Annotated in this window: 18 protein-coding genes and 1 pseudogene; 8 read left to right on the plus strand and 11 right to left on the minus strand. The window is 75.1% G+C overall.

Features of this window, described 5'->3' with window-relative positions; genetic code table 11:
* Nucleotides 1-66: 66 nt before the first annotated feature.
* On the minus strand, nucleotides 67-1,497 hold the full coding sequence (locus Q7L73_RS11190; protein ID WP_304692325.1) for an MFS transporter: 1,431 nt from the start codon (nucleotides 1,495-1,497) through the stop codon (nucleotides 67-69).
* A gap of 120 nt (nucleotides 1,498-1,617) precedes the next feature.
* Between Q7L73_RS11190 and Q7L73_RS11195 the strand changes: the two genes are divergently transcribed.
* Entirely contained in the window at nucleotides 1,618-2,202 is a 585-nt protein-coding gene (locus Q7L73_RS11195; RefSeq protein ID WP_304692327.1) for a TetR family transcriptional regulator, read from the plus strand.
* Nucleotides 2,203-2,211: 9 nt separating this feature from the next.
* On the opposite strand, the gene Q7L73_RS11200 is transcribed toward Q7L73_RS11195, so the two are convergent.
* Both Q7L73_RS11200 and Q7L73_RS11205 read right to left on the minus strand, forming a co-directional pair.
* Nucleotides 2,212-3,699, minus strand: coding sequence for a hypothetical protein (locus Q7L73_RS11200; protein WP_304692329.1), 1,488 nt, complete (start codon nucleotides 3,697-3,699; stop codon nucleotides 2,212-2,214).
* 198 nt (nucleotides 3,700-3,897) lie between these two features.
* A complete protein-coding gene (locus tag Q7L73_RS11205; protein ID WP_304692331.1) occupies nucleotides 3,898-6,492 on the minus strand; it encodes an RNA helicase in 2,595 nt (864 codons plus the stop codon).
* 108 nt (nucleotides 6,493-6,600) lie between these two features.
* Between Q7L73_RS11205 and Q7L73_RS11210 the strand changes: the two genes are divergently transcribed.
* The gene (locus Q7L73_RS11210; RefSeq protein WP_304692333.1) at nucleotides 6,601-8,475 is read left to right on the plus strand and encodes a fibronectin type III domain-containing protein; all 1,875 of its coding nucleotides are present in this window, start codon (nucleotides 6,601-6,603) and stop codon (nucleotides 8,473-8,475) included.
* On the opposite strand, the gene Q7L73_RS11215 is transcribed toward Q7L73_RS11210, so the two are convergent.
* Nucleotides 8,465-9,292 carry a class I SAM-dependent methyltransferase gene (locus Q7L73_RS11215; RefSeq protein WP_304692335.1) on the minus strand — a complete coding sequence of 276 codons (828 nt, stop codon included), beginning with the start codon at nucleotides 9,290-9,292 and terminating at the stop codon, nucleotides 8,465-8,467. The two genes, Q7L73_RS11210 and Q7L73_RS11215, sit on opposite strands and share 11 nt — an antisense overlap.
* A gap of 10 nt (nucleotides 9,293-9,302) precedes the next feature.
* Nucleotides 9,303-11,009, minus strand: a complete 1,707-nt coding sequence (locus Q7L73_RS11220; RefSeq protein ID WP_304715549.1) for a hypothetical protein — start codon at nucleotides 11,007-11,009, stop codon at nucleotides 9,303-9,305.
* A gap of 104 nt (nucleotides 11,010-11,113) precedes the next feature.
* On the opposite strand from Q7L73_RS11220, the gene Q7L73_RS11225 reads away from it, so the two are divergent.
* A complete protein-coding gene (locus Q7L73_RS11225) occupies nucleotides 11,114-11,500 on the plus strand; it encodes a DUF1801 domain-containing protein (RefSeq protein WP_304695651.1) in 387 nt (128 codons plus the stop codon).
* 133 nt (nucleotides 11,501-11,633) lie between these two features.
* Here Q7L73_RS11225 and Q7L73_RS11230 read toward each other — a convergent pair whose 3' ends face one another.
* Nucleotides 11,634-12,233, minus strand: coding sequence for a helix-turn-helix domain-containing protein (locus Q7L73_RS11230; RefSeq protein ID WP_304695653.1), 600 nt, complete (start codon nucleotides 12,231-12,233; stop codon nucleotides 11,634-11,636).
* Between the two features lie 48 nt (nucleotides 12,234-12,281).
* Here Q7L73_RS11230 and Q7L73_RS11235 point away from each other — a divergent pair, with 48 nt between their 5' ends.
* From Q7L73_RS11235 to Q7L73_RS11245, 3 genes are all read left to right on the plus strand, one after another.
* A complete protein-coding gene (locus Q7L73_RS11235; protein WP_304695655.1) occupies nucleotides 12,282-13,832 on the plus strand; it encodes an MFS transporter in 1,551 nt (516 codons plus the stop codon).
* A 51-nt stretch (nucleotides 13,833-13,883) separates the two neighbouring features.
* On the plus strand, nucleotides 13,884-14,522 hold the full coding sequence (locus tag Q7L73_RS11240) for a TetR/AcrR family transcriptional regulator (RefSeq protein WP_304695657.1): 639 nt from the start codon (nucleotides 13,884-13,886) through the stop codon (nucleotides 14,520-14,522).
* 77 nt (nucleotides 14,523-14,599) lie between these two features.
* Nucleotides 14,600-15,439, plus strand: coding sequence for a TetR/AcrR family transcriptional regulator (locus Q7L73_RS11245; RefSeq protein WP_304695659.1), 840 nt, complete (start codon nucleotides 14,600-14,602; stop codon nucleotides 15,437-15,439).
* Nucleotides 15,440-15,448: 9 nt separating this feature from the next.
* Here Q7L73_RS11245 and Q7L73_RS11250 read toward each other — a convergent pair whose 3' ends face one another.
* The 4 genes from Q7L73_RS11250 to Q7L73_RS11265 form a co-directional block, all read right to left on the minus strand.
* Nucleotides 15,449-16,663: a GAF domain-containing protein gene (locus Q7L73_RS11250; RefSeq protein ID WP_304695660.1), complete on the minus strand. Its 1,215-nt coding sequence runs from the start codon at nucleotides 16,661-16,663 to the stop codon at nucleotides 15,449-15,451.
* Between the two features lie 173 nt (nucleotides 16,664-16,836).
* Nucleotides 16,837-17,508, minus strand: a complete 672-nt coding sequence (locus Q7L73_RS11255; protein WP_304695662.1) for a class I SAM-dependent methyltransferase — start codon at nucleotides 17,506-17,508, stop codon at nucleotides 16,837-16,839.
* Nucleotides 17,509-17,592: 84 nt separating this feature from the next.
* A complete protein-coding gene (locus Q7L73_RS11260) occupies nucleotides 17,593-18,648 on the minus strand; it encodes an alpha/beta fold hydrolase (RefSeq protein ID WP_304695663.1) in 1,056 nt (351 codons plus the stop codon).
* A complete protein-coding gene (locus tag Q7L73_RS11265; RefSeq protein WP_304695665.1) occupies nucleotides 18,645-19,502 on the minus strand; it encodes a LysR family transcriptional regulator in 858 nt (285 codons plus the stop codon). The genes Q7L73_RS11260 and Q7L73_RS11265 overlap by 4 nt, the downstream gene beginning before the upstream one ends.
* Nucleotides 19,503-19,587: 85 nt before the next feature.
* Between Q7L73_RS11265 and Q7L73_RS11270 the strand changes: the two genes are divergently transcribed.
* Both Q7L73_RS11270 and Q7L73_RS28735 read left to right on the plus strand, forming a co-directional pair.
* Entirely contained in the window at nucleotides 19,588-20,313 is a 726-nt protein-coding gene (locus tag Q7L73_RS11270; protein WP_370552469.1) for an SDR family oxidoreductase, read from the plus strand.
* Between the two features lie 10 nt (nucleotides 20,314-20,323).
* Nucleotides 20,324-20,476: pseudogene (locus tag Q7L73_RS28735) on the plus strand (glyoxalase); the annotation flags it as partial.
* Nucleotides 20,477-20,480: 4 nt separating this feature from the next.
* On the opposite strand, the gene Q7L73_RS11275 reads toward Q7L73_RS28735, so the two are convergent.
* Nucleotides 20,481-21,641, minus strand: coding sequence for a hypothetical protein (locus Q7L73_RS11275; RefSeq protein ID WP_304695669.1), 1,161 nt, complete (start codon nucleotides 21,639-21,641; stop codon nucleotides 20,481-20,483).
* Nucleotides 21,642-21,731 lie beyond the last annotated feature (90 nt).

A 21,731-nucleotide genomic window follows, 5' to 3' on the forward strand; every position in this document is an offset into this window, starting at 1 on the left:
GCTCGGCGATGTCAGCGAGCCGGCGCCGCGTCGCGAGCGCGCGAGGCGGCGCCGGGCTCAACGCCGTCAGCGGACCGCCGCCGCGTCGCCAGCGCGCGGGCGCGCGCCGCCCTCACCGGCCACGCCCTCCCGCCCCGGCGCGCGCAGGGCGACGAACAGCGCGCCGGCCACGAGCACGGCCGCGCCGACGAGCAGCGCGGCGCCGAAGCCGTCGACGAAGGCCGCCGAGTCCATCCCCGGCCCGAGCCGGCCGACGTGGTCGGCGAGCACGCTGCCGAGGACGGCGATCCCAAGCGCGCCGCCGACCTCGCGGGCGGCGTCGTTGACGGCCGAGGCGACGCCCTGCTCGGAGTCGGGCAGCGAGGAGACGATCGCGGTCGTCGCCGGGGTCGTCGCGAGCGCCATCCCGAGCCCGAGCACGAGCCCGCCGGCGAGCAGGTGCCAGTAGGAGGAGCCGGCGTCCATCGTCGACATCACGACCAGGCCGGCGGCCATCAGCGCCAGCCCGACCGGGCCGACCGGCCGCACGCCGACGCGCTCGACCAGCCGCGGCACACGCGGCGCGACCGCGACCATCACCAGCGCCATCGGCGCCAGCGCCGCGCCCGCCTCCAGCGGCGAGTAGCCGAGCACGAGCTGGAGGAACTGCAGCAGCACGAAGATCAGCCCGAACGCGGCGAAGAACTGCACGAAGACCGACAGCGACCCGCTGCCGAAGCCGCGCCGGCGGAACAGGCGCGGATCGAGCAGCGGCTGCGCCTGACGCAGCTCCCAGACGACGAACGCGACGCCGAGCACGACCGTGGCGGCGAAGCCGGCGACGACGAGCCCGTCGCCCCAGCCGCGCTGCGGCCCCTCGATGAACGCCCACACGAGCGCGGTCAGCGCGAGCGCCGAGAGCGCGCCACCGAGCGGGTCCAGCGGCTTGCGCTCGTGCTCGTCGCGCGCGGGCACGACGCGCAGCGTGCCGGCGAAGGCGATCGCCGCGAGCACGACCGAGAGCAGGAAGACCGACGACCAGCCGGCGACCTCCAGCAGGGCGCCCGAGACGAGCAGGCCGAGCAGCGCGCTGCCGCCCGCGACACCGGCCCACGCGCCGACGGCGCGGTCGCGCTCGTCGGCGGGGAAGTTCGCGGTCACGATCGACAGCGTCGTCGGCATGATCAGCGCCGCGCCGAGCCCCATCACGGCGCGGACCGCGATCAGCGCGCCCGGGTCGCTGAGGGTGGTCGCGACGAGCGCGCCGCCGCCGTAGACCGCGAGGCCGGTCAGCAGCACGCGGCGACGACCGTAGCGGTCGCCGATCGCGCCGGCCGGCAGCAGCAGGCCGGCGAAGACGAGCGCGTAGGCGTCGACGACCCACTGCAGCTGGGTCGGCGTCGCGCCGGTGTCGCGCGCCAGGTCGGGCAGCGCGACGTTCAGCGACGAGACGGCGCTCACGACGGTCGCGAGCGCGAAGCACATCATCACGAGGATCGAACGGCGTCGAGCAGGCATCGGGCTTTCTCCAGACGCGTGGTCCACCGGTGCGCGCCCGCTCCAGGCGCCCGCCGGCAGAAGATTTCAACGGTTGATGAAAACCACCGTCGCAGATCGTCCGCTAGATTTCAACGTGCGATGAAAAGCTCGTCACGGAAAAGACGCGGCCCGCGCGGGGACGGGGCGCAGGCGCGGGAGGCGATCCTGGCGGCGGCGCGGGAGCAGTTCGGCGCACGTGGGTACGACGCCGCGACGCTGCGCGGGATCGCGACCGCGGCGGGAGTCGACGTGGCGCTCGTCTCGTACTACTTCGGCGCCAAGAGCGACCTGTTCGTCGCCGCGCTGCATCTGCCGATCTCGCCCGCGCAGATCCTCGACGCGCTGCTCGCCGCCGGCACAGACGGGCTCGGCGAGCGACTGTTCGAGCGGCTGCTGGCGGTCTGGGACGAGCCGGCCAGCGGCGCGCAGCTGATCAGCGTGCTGCGCTCCGCCACGAGCCAGTTCGACATGCTGCGCGACTTCCTGACGCAGCAGATCGTCCCCCGCCTCGCCGCCGCGATCGACGCCCCCGACGCCGAGCTGCGCGCGACCGCCGTCGCCTCCCAGGTGCTCGGCCTGCTGCTCGCCCGCTACGTGCTCAGAGTCGAGCCGCTCGCCTCCGCCCCGCGCGCCGAGGTCGCCGCGCTGTACGCGCCGACGATCCAGCGCTACGTCGACGGCTGAGGCGCGCCCTCAGCGCGTCGGCGGCACCAGCACGCGCAGGTATCTGGCCCAGTCGACGCCGGAGGCGACGTCGAAGGTGAAGAGGCCGTTGCGCCCCGGCAGGCCGCTGTCGGCGGCGAACGTGACGAGCGGGTCGGTGACGCCGAACGCGGTGTAGGTCGCACCGGACTCGAACATCAGCCCGAAGCCGGAGCCGCCGGTGTCGCCGAAGTAGCCGCCGTAATGGGCGAGCGCGGTGAGGATCGTCTTCTTCCACTGCGGCACGTCGAGCGCGGCGATCTCGTCGTCGCTCATCGCCAGCTGGAGCCGCGCGCCGAGCGGCGGCGCGTTGACGTCCTCGGCGGCCGGGCAGCGGCTGGCGCCGTGGGTCGCCGGCCACACGTAGGCGCTCTGGCCCGCCGGCCCGACGACCGTGCCGTGGCCGAAGGCGGTCGTCGCCGAGGAGCACTTGAGCACGATGAAGAGCGCGTGGTCGATCTCGCCGGCGGCCATCTCCGGCGCGCGGATGATGCCGGCGAGGTTGCCGAACAGCGACGCCGTCGCCTTGCCGTCGAGGCCGTCGCCGTCGATCGGAATGCGGCCGCCGATCGAGAAGCTGAGCGTGCCGCCGCCCGCCGGCTTCGAGCTCACCTGCCAGAAGTCGTACTCCCAGCCGGCCGGCGTCACGACCGTCATGTGCCCGTCGCCGCCGGCGGCAGCTCTGGCGGCGTCCGGGATCGGGATTCTCGTGCCCTGGATCGCGTTCGGGGTGCCGGTCGCGCGCAGCGTGAAGAGCGGATCGGTCGGCTGCGACCAGTAGGTCGGGTGGCCGTAGTCGCTGCTCGTCCCGGAGCCGCCGGCGACCATGTTCGCCGGCTGCCCCCAGCCGAGGACCTTGCGCACGATCGCGGCCGAGTTCGGATGCACCTCGCCCCCGGCGGCGAGCCGGTTGAAGGGCGAGCTGTCGGCGTACGGCCGCCAGTCGGCGCCCGGCCACGAGCCGGCGCCGTAGCCGTCCCAGCCCTCCATCGTGCCGGCTCTTCTGGCCGGCGGCGTCGGCGGCTTCGGGTCGGGCCGCGTCGGGACCTCCGGATCGGGCTGGACCGGGTCAGGCGTGGTCGCCGGCGGCGGGCTCGACGGCACCGGGCCGGGCACCGGCTGCGGCGACGGCCGCGGCGCGCCCGAGAGCACGTCGATCTGCTCGCGCGCAGGCGCTCTCCTCGCCTTGCGACAGGCCTTGCGCCGCGCCGCCTCGCGTCTCGCCTCGCGCCGCTTGAAGGCCGTGCGCTGCCGCGACGTCATGCGCGCCAGCTTGCGCGCCCGCGCCCGTCTCTGGGTCGCGGTCAGCCGCTTCTTCGGCGTGCACTTCACGGTCTTCGCGGCAGCCGCGCCCGCACGCGCGCTCGCGGCGCCAGCCGGCCGCGACGCGACGACGAGCCCCAGCAGCGATGCGACCAGCGCCGCGCACAGCACGACGGCGAACGAACGTACGACACGGACGGAGCCCGATGCAGGCATGCAGGTTCCCTTCGATGGCCGGGCGGTCGCGGTCAAGAGAGCGGATTCTGGAGCTTCGCGCCAGCGCGAATGCGCTTTTGCGGTGAACGAGCGGCGTGATCCTATGCGGATCCGGGAGCTTCATGCGTTATGAACGGCGACGCGCCCACGCCGCGCTCAGCGGCCTCAGCGCGCTCGCGCCAGGCCGCGCCCGCGCACCTACTCCGGCGCGCTGAACGAGCGGGTGTGGATCACCGGCTCGCCGGCGGCGTCGGAGGCGTCGAGGTCGACGGTCGCGGCGATCGCCCAGTCGTGGTCGCCGGCGGGGTCGTCGATCACCTGCCGCACGCTCCAGACGCGCCCCTGCGCCCCAGCCGGCGCGCGATCGATCTGCAGCAGCTCCGGCGCGCGCGCCGCGGGGCCGATGCCGATCGTCTCGTGCTCGTCCCAGTAGTCGCCGAGCGCCGCCTCCCACGCCTCCGCGTCGAGCGCGTCGCGGCCGGGCAGGTCGCTCAGCACGGCCGCGGCGGCGTCGAGCACCGCCAGCTCGCTGAAGCGGTCGCGCGCGGCCAGCCGCACCTTGTGGAACATCGCGTTGCGGACCATCACGGCGAAGGCGCGCGCGTTGGCGGTGATCGGCCGCGGCGGCGCGGGCGGCGCGCCGGCGGCGACCGCGGCGGCGGCGCGCGCGACCGACTCCGGATCGGTCAGCGCCTCCCACTCGTCCAGCAGCGAGGAGTCGGTCTGGCGGACAGTCTCGCCGAGCCACTCGACGATGTCGTCGAACTCGTCGGTCTTGACGCGCTCGGGCACCGTCTGGCGCAGCGCGCGGTAGGTGTCGGAGAGGTAGCGCAGCACGAGCCCTTCCGAGCGCTGCACCCCGTAGGCGGCGATGAACTCGGGGAAGGTCCGCCCCCACTCGTACATGTCGCGCACGACCGACTTCGGCGAGAGGTCGTCGGCGTGGACCCACGGATGCGTCTCGCGGTAGTCCTCCAGCGCGTTGCGCAGCGGCTCCTCGAGCGGTCTCGGGTACGAGACTCTCTCCAGCAGCTCCATCCGCTCCTCGTACTCCAGGCCCTCCGCCTTCATCTCCGCGACCGCCTCGCCGCGCGCCTCGTTGGCCTGCGCCATCAGCACCGGGAAGGGGTCGTCGAGGATCGCCTCGACGACCGACAGCACGTTGAGCGTGTACTCCTCCGACTCGGGGTCGAGCAGGTCGAACGCCTCCAGCGCGAACGACGCGAGCGGCTGGTTGAGCGCGAAGTCCTGCTGCAGGTGCGAGGCGAGCCGCAGCGTGCGGCCGTGCTCGTCGGCCTCCTCCAGCCGCTCCAGCACGCCGGACAGCAGCAGCTCCTCTCTCAGCGAGGCGGCCTGCTCGGAGAGACGGCGTCTGCCGCGCTCGTCCTCGTGGTTGTCCTCCATCAGCGCCCGCATCGTCTCGATCGGGTCGGCGGGCTGGTTGATGACGTTGAGGATCATCGCGTGGTTGACGCGCATCCGCGAGACGAGCGACTCCGGCGCGGCGTTGCGGAGCTTGTCGTAGGTCTCCTCGGTCCAGCCGACGTAGCCCTCCGGCGCTCTCTTCTTCTGCAGCTTCTTCAGCTTCTTCGGGTCGTCGCCGGCCTTCTGCGCGGCGCGCTCGTTCTCGATCGTGTGCTCGGGCGCCTGCACGACGACGTAGCCGCTGGTGTCGAAGCCGGCGCGCCCGGCGCGGCCGGCGATCTGATGGAACTCGCGCGCCTTCAGCAGCCGGTGACGGGCGCCGTCGTACTTCGCCAAGCCGGTGAAGACGACCGTGCGGATCGGCACGTTGATGCCGACGCCGAGCGTGTCGGTGCCGCAGATCGCCTTCAGCAGCCCGGTCTGCGCGAGCTGCTCGACCAGCCGCCGGTAGCGCGGCAGCATCCCGGCGTGGTGGACGCCGATCCCGTTGCGGACCAGTCTCGACAGCGTTCTGCCGAAGCCGGAGGTGAAGCGGAAGGCGCCGATCGCCTCCGCGATCGCCTCGCGCTCCTCGCGCGTGCAGAGCTTCGCCGACAGCAGCGTCTGCGCCCGCTCCAGCGCCGAGGCCTGCGTGAAGTGGACGACGTAGATCGGCGCCTGGTCGGCGCCGACCAGCTCCTCCAGCAGCTCGTGCAGCGGCTCCATCGACCACGTGAAGGTGAGCGGCACCGGCCGCTCGGCGTCGTCGACGAGGGCGGTCTCGCGACCGGTGCGGCGGGTCAGGTCCGAGCGCAGCGCGGTCACGTCGCCGAGCGTCGCCGACATCAGCAGGAACTGCGCGTTGGGGAGGCTCAGCAACGGCACCTGCCACGCCCAGCCGCGCTGCGGCTCGGCGTAGTAGTGGAACTCGTCCATCACGACCTGGCCGACGTCGGCGCCGGCGCCCTCGCGCAGCGCGAGGTTGGCGAGCACCTCGGCGGTGCAGCAGATGATCGGGGCGCCGCTGTTGACGGAGGCGTCGCCGGTCGCCATGCCGACGTTCTCGGCGCCGAAGATCTCGCACAGCGCGAAGAACTTCTCCGACACGAGCGCCTTGATCGGCGCCGTGTAATAGGTGACGCGGCCATCCGCGAGCGCGGCGAAGTGGGCGGCGATCGCGACCATCGACTTGCCCGAGCCGGTCGGCGTCGCGAGGATCACGTTCGCGCCGCTGAACAGCTCGATCGCCGCCTCCTCCTGGTGCGGGTAGAGGTTCAGCCCGCGCCCGTCGGCCCATTCGGCGAACGCCTCGTAGACCGCGTCGGCGGTCGGCTCGGCCGGCACCATCTCGGTCAGCGTCGTCGTCGGCTCGGTCCCCGTGTCGGCCATCCCGTCCAGTATGCCGTGCCCCGCCTCAAACCCGGCGCGAGAGCTGCCGATCGCGAGGGCACGGCGCGGGTCGCGCGCGCCGACGCGACAAGAAACGGAGACGGCCGGATGGGACGACGGGGACGGACACGGGCGCTGACGGCGCTGACGATGGCGGTCGCGCTGCTGGGCGCGCTGGCGGCGACGGCGAGCGCCGGCACGGTGACCGGCGTGAGCGCGAGATACCAGGGCTCGACGCGCGCCGGCGACGTCGCCGAGTACGTCACGCTCGGCTTCGGGCTCCAGTCCTCGCTCGGCACGGGCCAGACGATCACGGTCAGAGGCCCGCCCGGCAGCGATCTGACGCGGACCACCTCCGCCAGCTACCAGCTCAACCTGCCCGGCGGCTCGGGCCTCGCGCTCAACAGCTTCAGACTGAGCGACGGCAACAGCACGATCGTGTTCACGCTGCCGTCCACGGTCACCGCGCCCGGCGCCTTCGAGCTGCTGCTGCCCGGCACGACCAACCCGCGCGCGGGCGGCAGCTACAGATGGGCCGTCGCGACCTCGCTCGACACGGCCGGCGAGTCGCCGGCGGTGACGATCGACCCGCGGCCGCTCAGCGCCCTGACCGTGACCGGCGGCGACGGCCAGCGGACGCCGGTCACGCAGCCGTTCGGCGAGCCGCTGACGGTCGCCACCAGCGACGACCTCGGCAACCCGGTCGTGCCGGCGGAGCCGGTCGACGTCACCTTCACCGTCAGCGGCGGCGGCAGCGGGGGCGCGACCTTCGCCGGCGGCGCGGCGAGCGCGACCGTCAGAACCGACGCGAACGGGATCGCGACCGCGCCGACGCTGACGGCCAACAGAGCGGCCGGCAGCTTCGGCGTCGCCGTCACGAGCGCCGGCCTGACCGGCACCGACGCGACGCTGCGCAACGGCGCCGGCGCGGCGACCGCGATCACGCTCGCGATCGCGCCGTCGCTGCTTGCCGCCGGCAGCTTCGAGAGCGGCAGAGCGACGGTCGTGATCAGAGACGCGTACGGCAACCCGGTCGGGCCGGACGACCTGACCGGCGGCGACCCGCAGCTGACGATCGCCGGCGACGCGACGCACAGCAGCCTCGGCTGGGGCGAGGGCTTCTGGCGCGGCGACGTCTACCCGCCGATCGGCGCCGGTCGCTCGCTCGTCACCGCCAGCGTCGACGCGCTGAGCGCGACGCAGCCGTTCGACGCGGCGCTGAAGCCGCTGCTCGGGGATCCGGCGATCAGCGACCTGAGCGCGACCGGCGCGACCGTCGGGCTGCCGCTCGACACGCGCAACGCGCAGACGAGCTACCGCGTCGTGTACGGCACGACGACCGCCTCCGGCAGCGAGAGCGCGACGCTGGCGGCCGCGCGCGACGCCGTCCCGAACGCAGTCGTCACGATCCCGCTGAGCGGGCTCGCGCCGCAGACGACCTACCTCTACCGCGTCGTCGCGACGAACGCGATCGGCACCACGCAGGGCGACGTGCGCAGCTTCACGACGCCGGCGGCGCCGGTCGTCCCGGTCGATCCGCCGCGCGGCGGCGGGACGCCTCCGGGCGGCGGCGGCGCGCCCGCCCCGCCACCGGCCGACCCCGCTCCGAGAGCGACCGGCCCCGCGCGCCTCAGCGCCCTCCGGCTCGCGCCGCGCGGCTTCGCCGTCAGAGGCCGCAGCGCCGGCGCGACGCTGCGCTTCACGCTCGACCGCGCCGCGACCATCCGCGCGAAGGTCGAGGCGCGCCTGCCCGGCGTGCGCGTCCGCGGCCGCTGCGTCGCGCCCAGCCGCACGGCGAGAGGCGCCGGCTGCGCCCGCTGGCGCGCAGCCGGGTCGCTGCCGCTGAACGGCAGAGCCGGCGCCAACAGCGTCCGCTTCGACGGCAGGCTGCGCGGCCGCGCGCTCGCCCCCGGCCGCTACCGGCTGACGCTGACGCCGGCCGGCGGCAGCGCGACGAGCGTGGAGTTCACCGTCAAGCGGTAGCGGTGAGCGTCCAGCAGCCGGCGGTGAAGCGGACCTCGTCGCCGTCGACGAACGGCTCGAACGCGGCGCGCGCGGTCGCGATGATCTGCGGGTGCTGCGCCGGGTCGAGCTGGCGCAGCGCGTGGCCGACCGGGCCGAGCTGCGTCATGTAGCGGACGAGATCGGTCTCCGGCAGCGTGCAGACGACGTCGGTCGGCGTCAGCTCGACCTCGCGCCAGCCGCCGCTGCTGAGGATCTGCGTGACGTGCTCGCGGTCGGCGAAGGCGAACTGCCCGGGGCCGCCCGCTCTGCGCAGCTCGGTCTGCGGCAGCAGCGGCGCGACCGCCCGCTCGGCCGCGGTCATGAACGGGTTGTCCTGCGGCCCGCGCCAGACGACCATGCGCAGGCCGGCGCCGTCGGCGGCCGCCGCATGCAGGTTCGCGAAGGCGGCGACGGGATCGTCGAAGAACATCACGCCGAAGCGCGAGACGAACAGCTCGTAGCGCCGCGGCGGGAAGGCGTGGCGCTGCGCGTCGGCCTCGACGAACTCGACCGCCAGGCCTTCCCGCGCGGCCCGCTCGCGCGCGAGCGCGAGCATCGGCCGCGACAGGTCGGTGCCAGTGCAGGCGGCGCCGTCGCCGAGCCGCCGCGCGTACGCGAGCGTCGTCGCGCCCGTGCCGCAGCCGACATCGAGCAGCGTCGCCGGCGCGGCTGCCGCGACGGCGTCGGCGAGCAGCCGCTCGATCGGCGCGAACAGCCCGTCGAGCAGCTCCTGCAGCTCGACCCACGCCCGCCCCGAGGGGCCGTTCCACAGCTCCGACTGCTCGCTCATCGCCATGCCTCCCAGCCTAGGCGATGCCCTTCAGCGCCACCCAGCTGAGGCGGGCGTTGCCGCCGTAGCCGCCGGTCGGCGTCGCGACGAAGCGGACGGCGATCGAGGAGCCTGCCTTCTTCAGCTTCGCGACGCCGCGCGCGCCGAGCGTCATCGTGTACTTGGAGCTGTTGCCGGAGCGGATCGTGCGGGCGCCGGCACGGGCGATCACCTGGCCGCTGGTGGCGGTCATTCTCGGCACGGCGCAGTCGGTCGGACCGAAGCAGGCGACCTGCACGGTGACGCCGCCGGTGCGCGAGACGAGCGCGGTCGTGGTGAGGATCACGAGCCGCGCCGGGCCGCCGACGGCGGTCGACTGGACGGTCGTCGCGAGGCCGCCGACGGTCGCCGTCACGGCGCACTGGAGCGCCTGGCCGGCGTCGGCTCTGGCGAGCGTGTAGGTCGCGCTCGTCTGGCCGGCGACCGCTCTGCCGTTGCGCAGCCAGGCGTAGGCGAAGGTCGGCGTCCCGCCGGTCCAGCTGCCCGGCGCGCACGTCAGTCTTGCGCCCAGCTCGGCTCTGCCGCTGATGCTCGGAAGCGTCGCCGGAGCCGGGCCGGTGGTGATCGGGACCGTGATCGCGGGCGTTCTCGCGACCGTGCTGCCGGCGGCGTTGGCCGCCGTCACCTGGCAGGCGAGCTGCTGGCCGGCGTCGGCCTCGGCGAGCGTGTAGGTGGCGCTCGTCGCGCCCGCGATCGCCGTCCCGCCGCGCAGCCAGGCGACCGTCAGCGAGGGCGAGCCGGTCCAGGTGCCGAGCTCGCAGGTGAGCGCTCTGCCGACCTGCGCGACGCCCGACAGCGTCGGCTGCACGCGCACCTGCGGCGCCGCCAGCGGCGTGTAGCTGACGATCGCGAGGCCGTTGTTGCGCGCGCCCGAGAGCGCGGTCGAGACGTTCGTCGCGGTCGCGGTCGTGAAGCTCGTGCCGCCCGCGCCGCCGCCGCCGCCGGCCCCGCCCGCACCGTCGTCGCCGCCGACGCCGCCACCGCCGCCGCCGACCGAGCCGCCGCCTCCGCCGCCGCCGGCTCCGCCGCCGCTGCCGCCGGGTGTGACGCCGCCGGCGCCGCCGACGCCGGTCGTCGTGCTGCCGCCCGCGACGGGCAGGACCGTGCCGGTGCCGCCGGCGCCGCCGTTGCCGCCGACGAACCCGCCGCCACCGCCGGTCGCGCCTCTCGCGAGCGCGCCGGCGAGGCCGGGCAGCACGGCCGAGCCGCCGTCCCCGCCGGCGCCGCCGAGGTCGGGGCCGGCGTCGAGGCCGTCCGCGCCGCCGCCACCGCCGCCGCCCGCGACGAGCAGCGCCGCGCCGGTCGGGCTGAGGATCGTCGTCGCGCCGCCGCCGCTGCCGGCGTCTCCGGTGGCGACGCCGCCGCCGTTGAAGCCGGCCGTGCCGGCGCTCGTGCCCTGACCGCCGACGGCGATTCTGAGCGCGTCGCCGGGGGTGACCGGAAGCGTCGCGTGCAGCTCCGCGCCGAAGCCGCCGGCACCGCCGCCGTCCGCGCCGCCGCCGGCACCGCCGACGAGCGTGAAGGTCGCCTCCGTGACACCGGCCGGGACGGTCCAGGTCTGGTTCCCGCCGGTCCAGACGAACGGGATCTGGACCTCGGCGGCGCCGGCCGGGCCGGCTCCCGCGGCGCCTGCGGCTGCGGCCGCCGCGAGCGCGGCGGCGACGACGGTGTGACGGATGCGCATCGACTTCACTCCCTGCTGAGTTGACGTCTGCTCGCATCGGCCTTCGCCCCGCCACCGCCCGCTCCTACGTCTGGGCGGGTTCGTGCAGCGGTAGGGTCTGCCGGATGGCAGATCAATCTCCCTCAGAGCAGATCGACGCGAAGATCGCCGAGCTGGGCGACTGGCGCGGCGAGACGCTCGCGCGGCTGCGCGGGCTGATCAAGCAAGCCGACCCGGAAGTCGTCGAGGAGTGGAAGTGGGCGAAGGCGACCAGTCCCGGCGTCCCGGTCTGGTCGCACGACGGGATCATCTGCACCGGTGAGACGTACAAGGCTGTCGTCAAGCTGACGTTCATGAGAGGCGCCGCGCTCGACGATCCCGTCGGCCTCTTCAACTCCAGCCTCGACGGCAGAGTCCGCCGCGCGATCGACGTGCGCGAGGGCGAGCAGCTCGACGAGCAGGCGTTCCTCGCCCTGATCCGCGCCGCCGTCAGCCTCAACGCGTCGCGCTGAGCGCAGGCCGCGCGGTCTCCCAGGCGAAGCCGTCGGGGTCGGTGAACGGGCCGCTGTCGCCGCCGCCGATCGCGAGCCGGTGCGAGCTGGCCGATCTCGCGCGTCCCCCAGCGGTCGCCGCGTAGCCGCCCGCTCAGCCGTGCAGGTGGGCGCGCTCGCCGTGGTGGTCGAGGATCGAGAGGATCTCGGCGGGGCCGCCGTGACCGCCCATGCTGTGCGGCGTCATCGTGTCGAACGCTGCGGCGTTGCCGGCCGCGACGAGCAGCTCGCGGCCGCCGAGCCGCAGCCGCACGGTCCCCTCCAGCACGTAGAACCAGTCGCGGCCGGGATGGACGCGCGTCTCGGGCAGCTGTCTGCGGGCCGGCAGCCGCATCTTCACGACGACGCGGCCTGAGGGGTCGTCGGGGCGGGTCAGCAGCCAGAAGGTCGAGCCGCCCGCCTGGTCGCGGCGGGGGCGGATCACGACGTCCTCGTCCTCGTCCTCGGCGACCAGCTCCTCGACGGTCGTGTCGAGCGCGCGGGCGAGCGCGACGAGGTGGTCGATCGCGATCCGCCGCCGGCCGCTCTCCAGCCGGCTGAGCGTCGAGGGACCGATGTGCGTGCGCCGGCCGAGCTCGTCGAGCGACCAGCCGCGCGCCTTGCGGAGCGTGCGCAGGCGGCGGCGGGCGACCTCCTCCAGCGCGGCGGCGCCGCCGAGAGGCGTGCCCGCGTCGTTCGCGCTTTCTTGCGTCATTGGCAAGAGTCTATGCCATCTGCGCAGAGCGCGACTAGCGTGGACCGCATGCCACCTGCTCACCACACCGACGCCGGCACGCTGGTCGAGTCGGCCGGCCGCCGGCGCGCGATCCTGCTCGCGGTCTGCACCGCGCTGATCGCCGTCGTCGCCTCCGCCTCGGGCCTCAACGTCGCCCAGCACGACCTCGCACTCGACCTCGGCGCCTCGCAGAGCGAGGTGCTGTGGGTGATCAACTCCTACGTCGTCACGCTCGCCGCGCTGCTGCTGCCGATGGGCGCGATCGCCGACCGCCGCGGCCGCAAGCCGGTGCTGCTCGCCGGCCTCGTCGTCTTCGGCGCGGCGAACGCCGCGGCCGGCTTCGCCGGCGGCGTCGAGGCGCTGCTGGTCGCGCGCGTCGCCGCCGGCGTCGGGGCCGCGATGGTGATGCCGGTGACGCTGTCGGTGATCACCTCCTCGTTCCCGCCCGCGACGCGCTCGCAGGCGATCGGCGTCTGGTCGGCGGTCGCCGGCGGCGGCGGGCTCCTCGGCATGCTCAGCTCGGCGCTGCTGGTCGACCTGGCGAGCTGGAGATGGCTGTTCGCGCTGCCGGTCGCGCTCGTCGCCGCCGCGCTCGCGCTGACGCTCGCGACGGTGCCGAACTCGCGCGAGCGGACCGCGGCGCGCTTCGACCTCGTCGGCTCGCTGCTGTCGATCGCGGGGATCGGCGGGCTCGTGCTCGGGATCCACGAGGGGCCGACGCGCGGCTGGACGGCGGCGGCGACGCTCGTGCCGCTGGCCGGCGGCGCGGCGGCGCTTGCCGGCTTCGTCGCCTGGGAGCTGCGGCTGGCGGGGGCGCCGCTGCTGGACCTGCGCGCCTTCCGCGACCGGCGGCTGGCGTCGGGCTCGACGGCGCTGCTGGTGATGTTCGGCGTCTCGGCCGGCGTCTTCGTCGTCCTCTTCCCCTTCTTCGAGACGGTCCTCGGCTGGTCGGCGCTGCGCTCGATGCTCGGCCTGCTGCCGCTGATCGTCGTGATGATGGGCGCCTCGGGGGCGGCGGCGGGAGTCGCGAGACGGCTCGGCGCGGCGACGACGATGACGGCCGGCGTCGGGGTCGCGGCCGCCGGGCTGGCGCTGATGGCGGCGCTGGTCTCGGTCGACGGCGGCTACCTGTCGGTGCTGCCCGGGATGGTCGCGATCGGCCTCGGCATGGGCCTGACGATGCCGCCGGCGACCGAGGCGATCACCGCCGCGCTGCCGCCCGAGTCCCAGGGCGTCGCCTCAGCCCTCAACGACACGACCCGCGAGGTCGGCAGCGCGATCGGCATCGCGCTGCTCGGCGCGGTCCTGACGGCCTCCTACCGCCACGCGATCGAGCCGGCGCTCGCCGCCTTCCCGGACCGCCTCGCGAGCGCTGCGGGCGAGGGCGTCGGCCGCGCCCTCGACGCCGCCGCCCACAGCACCGATCCGGGCCGGGCCGACAGGCTCCTCGACGCCGCCCGCGCCGCCTTCGTCGAGGGCTGGGCGGCCTCGATGTGGGCCGCCTCCGCGGCGACCGCCGCGCTCTTCCTCGTGCTCGCCGTGCGCACCCGCGGCAACTGGACTCGAACAGCTCCATAGGACTGTATGTTTTTGGTTGTCAAATGCCCGCGGGAGCACTAGGCTCGCGCCATGCCGATCGCCCACGTGAACGAGAACGCCGACGCCCGCGGAATATCCGACGACGATCTCGCCCTGTGGCGCAAGAAGGAGCGGTTTTTCAGAGCGATTGCGGCCGCCTCCAGCGAGATCGGCTACGCCAACCTCGCGGTCGCCGACGTGCTGCGGTACGCGGGCATGTCGCGACGGACGTTTTATGAGCTGTTCGAGGACAAGGAAGACTGCTTCCTGCAGGCGTACGACGCCGCGCTGCTGCGTATCCGGATGCTCGTCGGCAGCACCTACCATCGCGCCGAGCAGCTGCCGTTGCGGCGGCGGATCGAGCTCTGCCTCGGCGAGCTGCTGGCGATCTGCGCAGCCGAGCCGGAGCTGGCCCACCTGTGCGTCGTCGACGTGCTCGCCGCCGGTCCGGTGGCGCGCGAGCGGCGCGACGAGGCGCTCGCCGAGTTCGCCGCGTTCATCGAGCATCCGCGCAGCGAGGCGCGCGGCACGACGGCCCCGCGGCTGGTCTGCGAGGCGATCGTCGGGGGCCTCTACGCGATCCTCTACAGGCGCGTCGCGCGCGGGCAGGCGGCGCAGCTGCCGAGCCTGCTCGGCGAGATGATGGACGCCGGTCTCGGCCAGCTGGTCGACGCCGACGGCGAGGTCTGAGAGACCGCTCCGGCCGGTCTCCGGCGACATGCGCCGCGGTCGCGAACCCGCAGGCGGAAACAGGGGGTTTCTGTAGCATGGGTGGCCGTGATGACGAGAGAGAGTCGCTGTTGACCGGTCCCTGGATGCGGCCGCACAGCGGTCAGCTGCCCGCTGGCCGGCATGGTCTTTCGCGTGACTTCGTCGCCGAGTCGCAGCGGACGCGGGTGCTCGACGCGCTCGTCGCCTGCGTCGCGGAGCAGGGCTATCCGGAGACGCGCGTGACCGACCTGATCGCGCGCTCGGGCGTCTCGCGCAAGACCTTCTACGAGCTCTTCGCCGACAAGGAGGAGTGCTTTCTCGCCGCCTACGACGCCGCCGTGACGCTGCTGATGGGCGGCGTGACGACCGCGTACGAGTCCGAGGACGAGTGGATCCCCGCGATCCGCGCCGCGCTCGCCGCCTTCCTCGACTTCCTCGCGCAGCATCCGGAGCTGACGCGCCTCTGCATCGTCGACGTGCACGCCGCCGGCGCCAGAGCGCTCGCGCGCCGCGACGCGGCCGTGCGCGGCTTCTACTACTTCCTCGACGCCGGCCGCGGCGACGCGCCGCGCGCGCTTCCGGGCCTGACCGCCGAGGCCGTCACCGGCGGCATGTACGAGGTCATCTACGGCCGCGTCCTGCGCGGCTCGACCGCCGACCTGCCGCGGCTGCTGCCCGAGCTCGTCTACTGGGCGCTGATGCCGTTCCTCGGTCACGACACGGCCGCCACCGAGATGGAGCGGCTGCGCGAGCAGCAGGCGAACGGCAGATCGCCGCCGGTCGCCGCCGCCGCGCGCGCCGCCGGGCTGCAGGAGGCGGTCGACGGCGAGCAGCTTGTGACCGTGCCGCCGCGCCGCAGCGGGCGCCGCCCCAAGCCGGGCGACAGCGGCGCATGAGCGGCCGCCTCAGCTGCCGCGCTCGTCGGCGGAGCGCCTGACGCCGGCGGCGGCCGACGTCGCCGCCGCGCGCCCGACGCAGGGCGCGACCGCCTCGGCGAGACCGGCCAGGAAGCGGCACTCCTCGCGGTCGTAGACACGCGGCTCGTCGTGCAGCGCCGCCAGCACGCCGCGCCCCTCGCCGATCCCGACCCAGCAGCCGCTGCGCGCGCCGCTGCCGGCGACCCCGAGCTGCATCGCGGCGGTGTCGCGCACGACGACCGGCTCGCCGGCCGTCAGCGCCAGCCCCGCGGGCGAGCCGAGCGTCGCGGCGCGGTGGCGCCCGACCGCCCCGGACGGCCAGCCGACGCCCGCGCGCAGCGTCAGCGCCCCGTCGCGGCCGAGCTCGAAGATGCCGGTGCGGGCGACGCCCAGCACCTCGGCCGCCGAGTGCGCCGCCCACCGCAGCACGTCGTCGGGATCGTCGCCGGCGAGCACGCTGGCGAGCACGCGCGTGACCCCTTCGGCGGCGTCGAGCCGGACCCGCAGCGCGACCTCCTGCTGCTTGCGCGCGGTCACGTCGACGACCGTCGTGACGGTGCCGATCGGGCGGCCCTGGCGGCCGACGAGCGGCGTCGTGCAGGTCTCGACCCACAGCAGCCCGCCGTCGCCGCGCCGCAGCCGGCGGTCGCCGCGCTCGGCCTGCTCGGGGATCATCGAGCCCGCGATCGACGCCGGCAGCGGATCGATCGCGGCGGCGATGTCGAGTCGCTCGGCGACGTCGATCGGCAGCTCCATCAGCTCGCTCATCGCGGGCGTCAGCTCGAGCGTGCGGCCCTCGCGGTCGACGGCCCAGATCGCCGACTCCGAGCGGTTCAGCAGCAGCCGCTGGAGCGACTCCGGGGCGTCGCCCGCGGCGCCTTCGCGATGGCCCGTCACGCGCGCGACGGTCCGCTCGCAGAGCGCCTGCTCGCGCAGCGAGTAGGGCAGCCCGCCGACGTCTCGTATCGCGGCGACGACGCCGACCGCCGCCCCGTCCAGCAGCAGCGGCACCAGCATCCGCGGGCGCTCGCCGTCGCTCACCGCCATCCGCACCGGGCGCAGGCAGCGGACGACGTGCCCGCCCCAGCCGCTCGCGGCCGACCAGTCCGGCTCCGTCTCGCCGAGCAGCGCCTGCGCGCGCTCGTCGCGGTGCGCGACGGCGGCGACCGCGAGCCGTCGCGCTCTCTCGTCGATGATGCGCACGACCGCGCCGTCGCCGATGGCGTTGGCAACGGCGCGCGCGACAGCGGCTGCGTCGGTCGGTCCCAGCGTGATCGTTCCTCCTCCAGCGGGCCACGACCGCCCGGGAGCCGCACGTTACCTGGCGCGCAGACCAATGTGTAGGAACTGTTGCCGTGAGCTGACCGCGCCGCTGCTCAGCCCGCCGCCGCGCCCCGCGGACAGGCGCGTCCGGCGACCAGCGGCCGCACGATCGCGGGCATGCCGCGCCATGACGCCTCGTGCAGCCGCTCGACCTCCAGCTCGCCGCCGGCCCTGATCAGCTCGACCGTCGCGCGGTTGCAGCGGCAGCCCTCGGCGAAGCGGCGCCACGGCTCGGCGCAGCGGTCCTGCCAGGCCGCCAGCCGCGGCGACTCGGCGCGGACGTGCTCGATGAACAGCAGCTGTCCGTCGGGGCGCAGCACGCGCGCGATCTCGCGCAGCGCGACGTCCGGCGCGTCGACCGTGCAGAGCACGAGCGTCGAGACGACGGTGTCGACCGAGTGGTCCGCCAGCGGCAGCCGCTCGGCCGGCGCGTCGAGCAGGCGCGCGGCGCGGCCGCTGCGGCGGACCGCGCGCTGCAGGCGCGCGAACATCGCCGCGTCGGGCTCGGTCAGGATCAGCTCGTCGAGGTCGGCGGGGTAGTGCGGGAGGTTGAGGCCGGTGCCGCTGCCCAGCTCCAGCGTCCGGCCGCGCGCGGCGCTCAGCAGCTCGCGCCGCTGCCTGCGCATCACGACGCGCTCGCCGACCCACAGGGCGGGGTCGTAGACGGCCGCGAAGACGCGGCTCCAGGGCCTCCGGGCCGGCGCTGCTGCGGTCAGATCGCTCATGGCGACGACGGTACGGCCGGCGACCGCTCCCGCGCATCGCCTGCCGGGGCCATCTTCGCCCGATGGCCCGTGCGGGCCCGAGAGCTAGATCAGGCCGAGGCGGGCCGCCTCGGCGACCGCGGCCGCGCGCGAGGAGCGGCCGAGCTTGTGGCGGATGTTCGCGACGTGGCGATGGACGGTGTGCTGGCTGAGCGTCAGCTGCTCGGCGATCTCGCGCTCGCTCAGCCCCTCGGCGACGAGCGCCAGCACTTCGCGCTCGCGGCGCGACAGCAGCAGCGCCGCCGGCTCGCCGCCGGCGCGCGCGACGGCGGCGGACGCGCTGCCCGGCAGCAGGAACGAGCGCAGCGCCCGCGCGACCGACTGCGCGTCGCCGACCCACGGCAGGTGCGCGCGGCCCGCGAGCGGGACGAGCGTCGCGCCGGGGATCGCGGCCGCCAGCGCGCGGCCCTGCTCGTACGGGATCGCGCGGTCCTCGCGGCGGTGGACGACCAGCGTCGGCGCGCGCACCTGCGCGAGCTGCGCGCGCACGTCGAAGCGGTAGACGAGCTGCAGCAGCGCCGCGGCGGTGTCGGCGCTCGCGGCCGCCCGCTGCAGGCGCGTGAACCGCTCGCGCTCCTCCCCGCTCGCGTCCGCCAGGAAGACGTCGGCGAGCACGCGCGCGCCGAGGCCCCAGTGGGAGCGGACCGCGGCGACGATCGCGTCGCGGACCTCGGGCGGGGCGATCGCGCCGCCGTCGGCGTAGGCGCCGTACAGCAGCAGCCGCTCGACGCGCTCGGGTGCGGCCGCGGCGAAGCCGACCGCCGCGCAGCCGCCGGACGAGCCGCCCAGCAGCGTCGCGCGCTCGATCCCCAGCTCGTCGAGCAGCGCGCCCAGCAGCGCGACCTCGGCCTCCAGCGTCAGCTCCAGCGGCGGCCCGTCGCGGTCGGACATGCCGACGCCGACGTTGTCGTAGCGGACGAGCGTGTGCCCCTCGCCGACCGTCTCCCAGAAGGCGCGGAAGGCGGCGTCGTCCCAGTCCAGCTCGAGGTGGCTGACCCACCAGGCGGGGACGACCAGCGGCGGCCCCTCGCCGCTGACCGAGAACGCGACCTGCCGCCCCTCGAAGCGCAGGAAGCGGATCGCCGGCGGGGGCGCGCTCATGCCGCGCGCAGCCTCGCGGCCGAGCGGACGAGCGACGCGACCGCCTGCGAGCGGCCGCTCGGCGGCCAGGCGATCACGGTCGTGACGTCCGGCGCGTCGGTGACCGGCACGGCGACGTGCTCGGGCCACTGCCAGGCGCGGCTGGAGGCGGGGATCACGAGCAGCGTCCTGCCGAGCGCGACCAGCTGCGCGAGCTGCGACTGCGTGTGGACCTCCGGCCCGGGTCCGTCCGGATAGCTGCCGTCGAGCCGCGGCCAGCGCGCGATCGGCAGGCCGGGCACGTCGCGCACCTCCGCGAGCGTGAGCCGCTCGCGGGCGGCGAGCGGATGCGCCGCGGGCACGATCGCGACCTGGCCCTCGACCTGCAGGTCCTCGCTGTCGAAGCCGGCGAGGTCGTCGTAGGGGCGGTGCATCAGCGCGACGTCGGCGCGCCCGTCGCGCAGCAGCGCCGCCTGCTCGCCGACCTCGCACAGCAGCACCTCGACCGGCGCCGCGGCGGGCTCGCCGGCGACCGCGTCGAGCAGCCGCTGCAGCAGCTCGTGGGAGGCGCCGGCCTTCGTCGCGAGCACCAGCGGCCGTCTCGCGTCGGCGGCGCGGCGCGTGCGGCGGGCGGCGGCCGCGACCGCGTCGAGCGCCGCGCCGGCCTCGCGCTGCAGCACCGCGCCGGCGTCGGTCAGCCGCACGTTGCGGCGGTCGCGGTCGAACAGCTGCACGCCGAGCCGCAGCTCGAGCTGGCGGATCGCGCGCGAGAGCGGCGGCTGCGAGATCCCCAGCCGGCCGGCGGCGCGGCCGAAGTGCAGCTCCTCGGCGACGGCGACGAAGTAGCGCAGCTCGCGCGTCTCGAGATCGTCCACCCGTTCAGCCTACCGCCGCCTGATACCCGGCAGGTATCAGAGCCTGCCGGATCGGTCTTGGACAACTCCCGCGGCGCGCGCGACCGTGGAGTGCGTGAACGACACGAAGACTGCGCTGGTCACCGGCGCGAACAAGGGAATCGGCTTCGCGATCGCGCAGGGCCTCGGCGCGCGCGGCTTCACGGTAGCGGTCGGCGCGCGCGACGACGCCCGCCGCGCCGCGGCCGTCGAGCGACTGCGGGCCGACGGCGCCGACGCGTTCGGCGTCGCGCTCGACGTCACCTCCGACGCGAGCGTCGCGGCAGCCGCGGAGACGATCGAGCGGACGGCGGGCCGGCTCGACGTGCTCGTCAACAACGCCGGCATCGCCGGCCGCACCGACGACGGCGCGCAGGACCCGACGACGCTCGACCTCGACGTCGTCCGCAGCGTCCTCGACACGAACGTGCTCGGCGTCGTGCGCGTGACGAACGCGCTGCTGCCGCTGCTGCGCCGCGCGAGCGCCCCGCGGATCGTCAACGTCTCCAGCACGATGGGCTCGCTGACGCTGCAGGCCGGCCCGATCCTGGCCGCCTACGCGCCCTCGAAGGCGATGCTCAACAGCATCACGACGCAGTACGCCCGCCGGCTCGCCGACACGAACGTGATCGTCAACGCCGTCTGCCCCGGCTACGTCGCGACCGACTTCACCGGCTTCAACGCCCCGCGCACGCCCGCGCAGGGCGCCGCGATCGCGCTGCGCCTCGCGACGCTGCCGGACGACGGCCCGCGCGGCGGCTTCTTCGACGACGACGGCGTCGTCCCCTGGTGAGCCCGCCACCGCGCTCGCCGGCGGCGGTCGCGAGGCCGACGGCGCCGAGGATCACGGCTTCATGTACTCGCGCAGCTTCTTCGACCTCGACGGCCACCCCTGGCAGGTCATGTGGATGGACCCGGCGGCGATGCAGCCGGCCCCGGAGCAGGTCGGGGCCTGAGCCGTCAGCGTCTCTTCGCGCCGCTCCAGCCGCCGGTGATCGTGCACTCGCCGCGCGCCAGCCCCACCGTGCCCTCGCTCAGACGCCCGCGCAGCAGGCGGCCGGAGACGTCGGCGACGCCCGCTCTGTCCGGCTGGACCTTCGCGAAGCGCCCGTCGGGGGCGACGCGGATCCGCCCGATCCTGATCACGCCGGGGCTGCGAAGCAGGATCGTGCCGCCGGTCGGGCCGGGGTTCGGACAGCCGAGCAGGACCGGCAGTCTCAGGTCTCGGATCTCGCGGCCGCCGTCGACGACGCGGAAGCTGCTCGCCTCCGGTGCCCCGTCGGCGCGGCCGGCCCAGGCGCCGTCGTCACGACGGGTGGTCAGACGGCGCGCCGTCCGGCCGTCGCGGACGACGACGGCGCGCGGCGCGCCGTAGGAGCGCTGACCGCCGAGCTCGAAGGCGACCCGCACGGTCTGCCGTGCGCGCGGCAGCCGGGCGATCGCCGCCGCCCGCTCCCCGCGCGCGGCGCCGCGGCCGATCGCTGTCCAGCCGCGGCCACGGCGGCGTTCGAGCACGACGTCGACCCCGTCCGGCACGCCCACGGCGCCGAGCTGGAAGCGATGGTCGTAGCCGCTGTAGACGGCCGACGGCCGGGCCACGGTCAGCGTCACGTCGTTGCGCAGGGTGAACGACCGCACCGGACCCGCCTCGTACCGCGGCGGGCAGCCGAGACAGCTGCTCAACGTGCGCACGACCTGCCAGTGGTAGCCGCCCGGCGTGATCTCGGCGCCGGGAACGGCCTGGTCGGACTTCATCGTGGCGCGGCAGGTGCCGACCGGCAGCTCGTTGCTCGTCTGCGCGGTGGCGAGGTCGATCCGGGCGCTCTCGCCGATCCGCCCATCGGTCCCGAGCCGCGCGGCCGTGGCGAAGTCGACGAAGTAGTCGGCGGCGCTGCCGAGGAAGGTGAAGGTGATGCCGCCGAGCGTCTGCGGCGCGTCCTGGTTGTAGGCGGGACAGGCGAACGTCACCGTGATGCCGGCCTGGTCGGTCGCCAGCGTCGCACCGTCGGCGGGCGTCAGCGGCGCGACGGGCGGATCCGACGGGATCGCCCCGGCCGGAGCCGCCAGGGCAAGTGCGGCGAGGCTCGCCGCGAGCGGGAGGACGCGACGGGCGAGGCGCATCGCCGGATCCTACGTCAACCGCACACCCGCTGAGCCGCAAAATGGCGCATCGGCGGCCCCGCGCGAGACGACGAGCCGGCGGGCTGGGAA

This window comes from Conexibacter sp. CPCC 205762 (genome assembly GCF_030646155.1).
Classification (GTDB): domain Bacteria; phylum Actinomycetota; class Thermoleophilia; order Solirubrobacterales; family Solirubrobacteraceae; genus Conexibacter.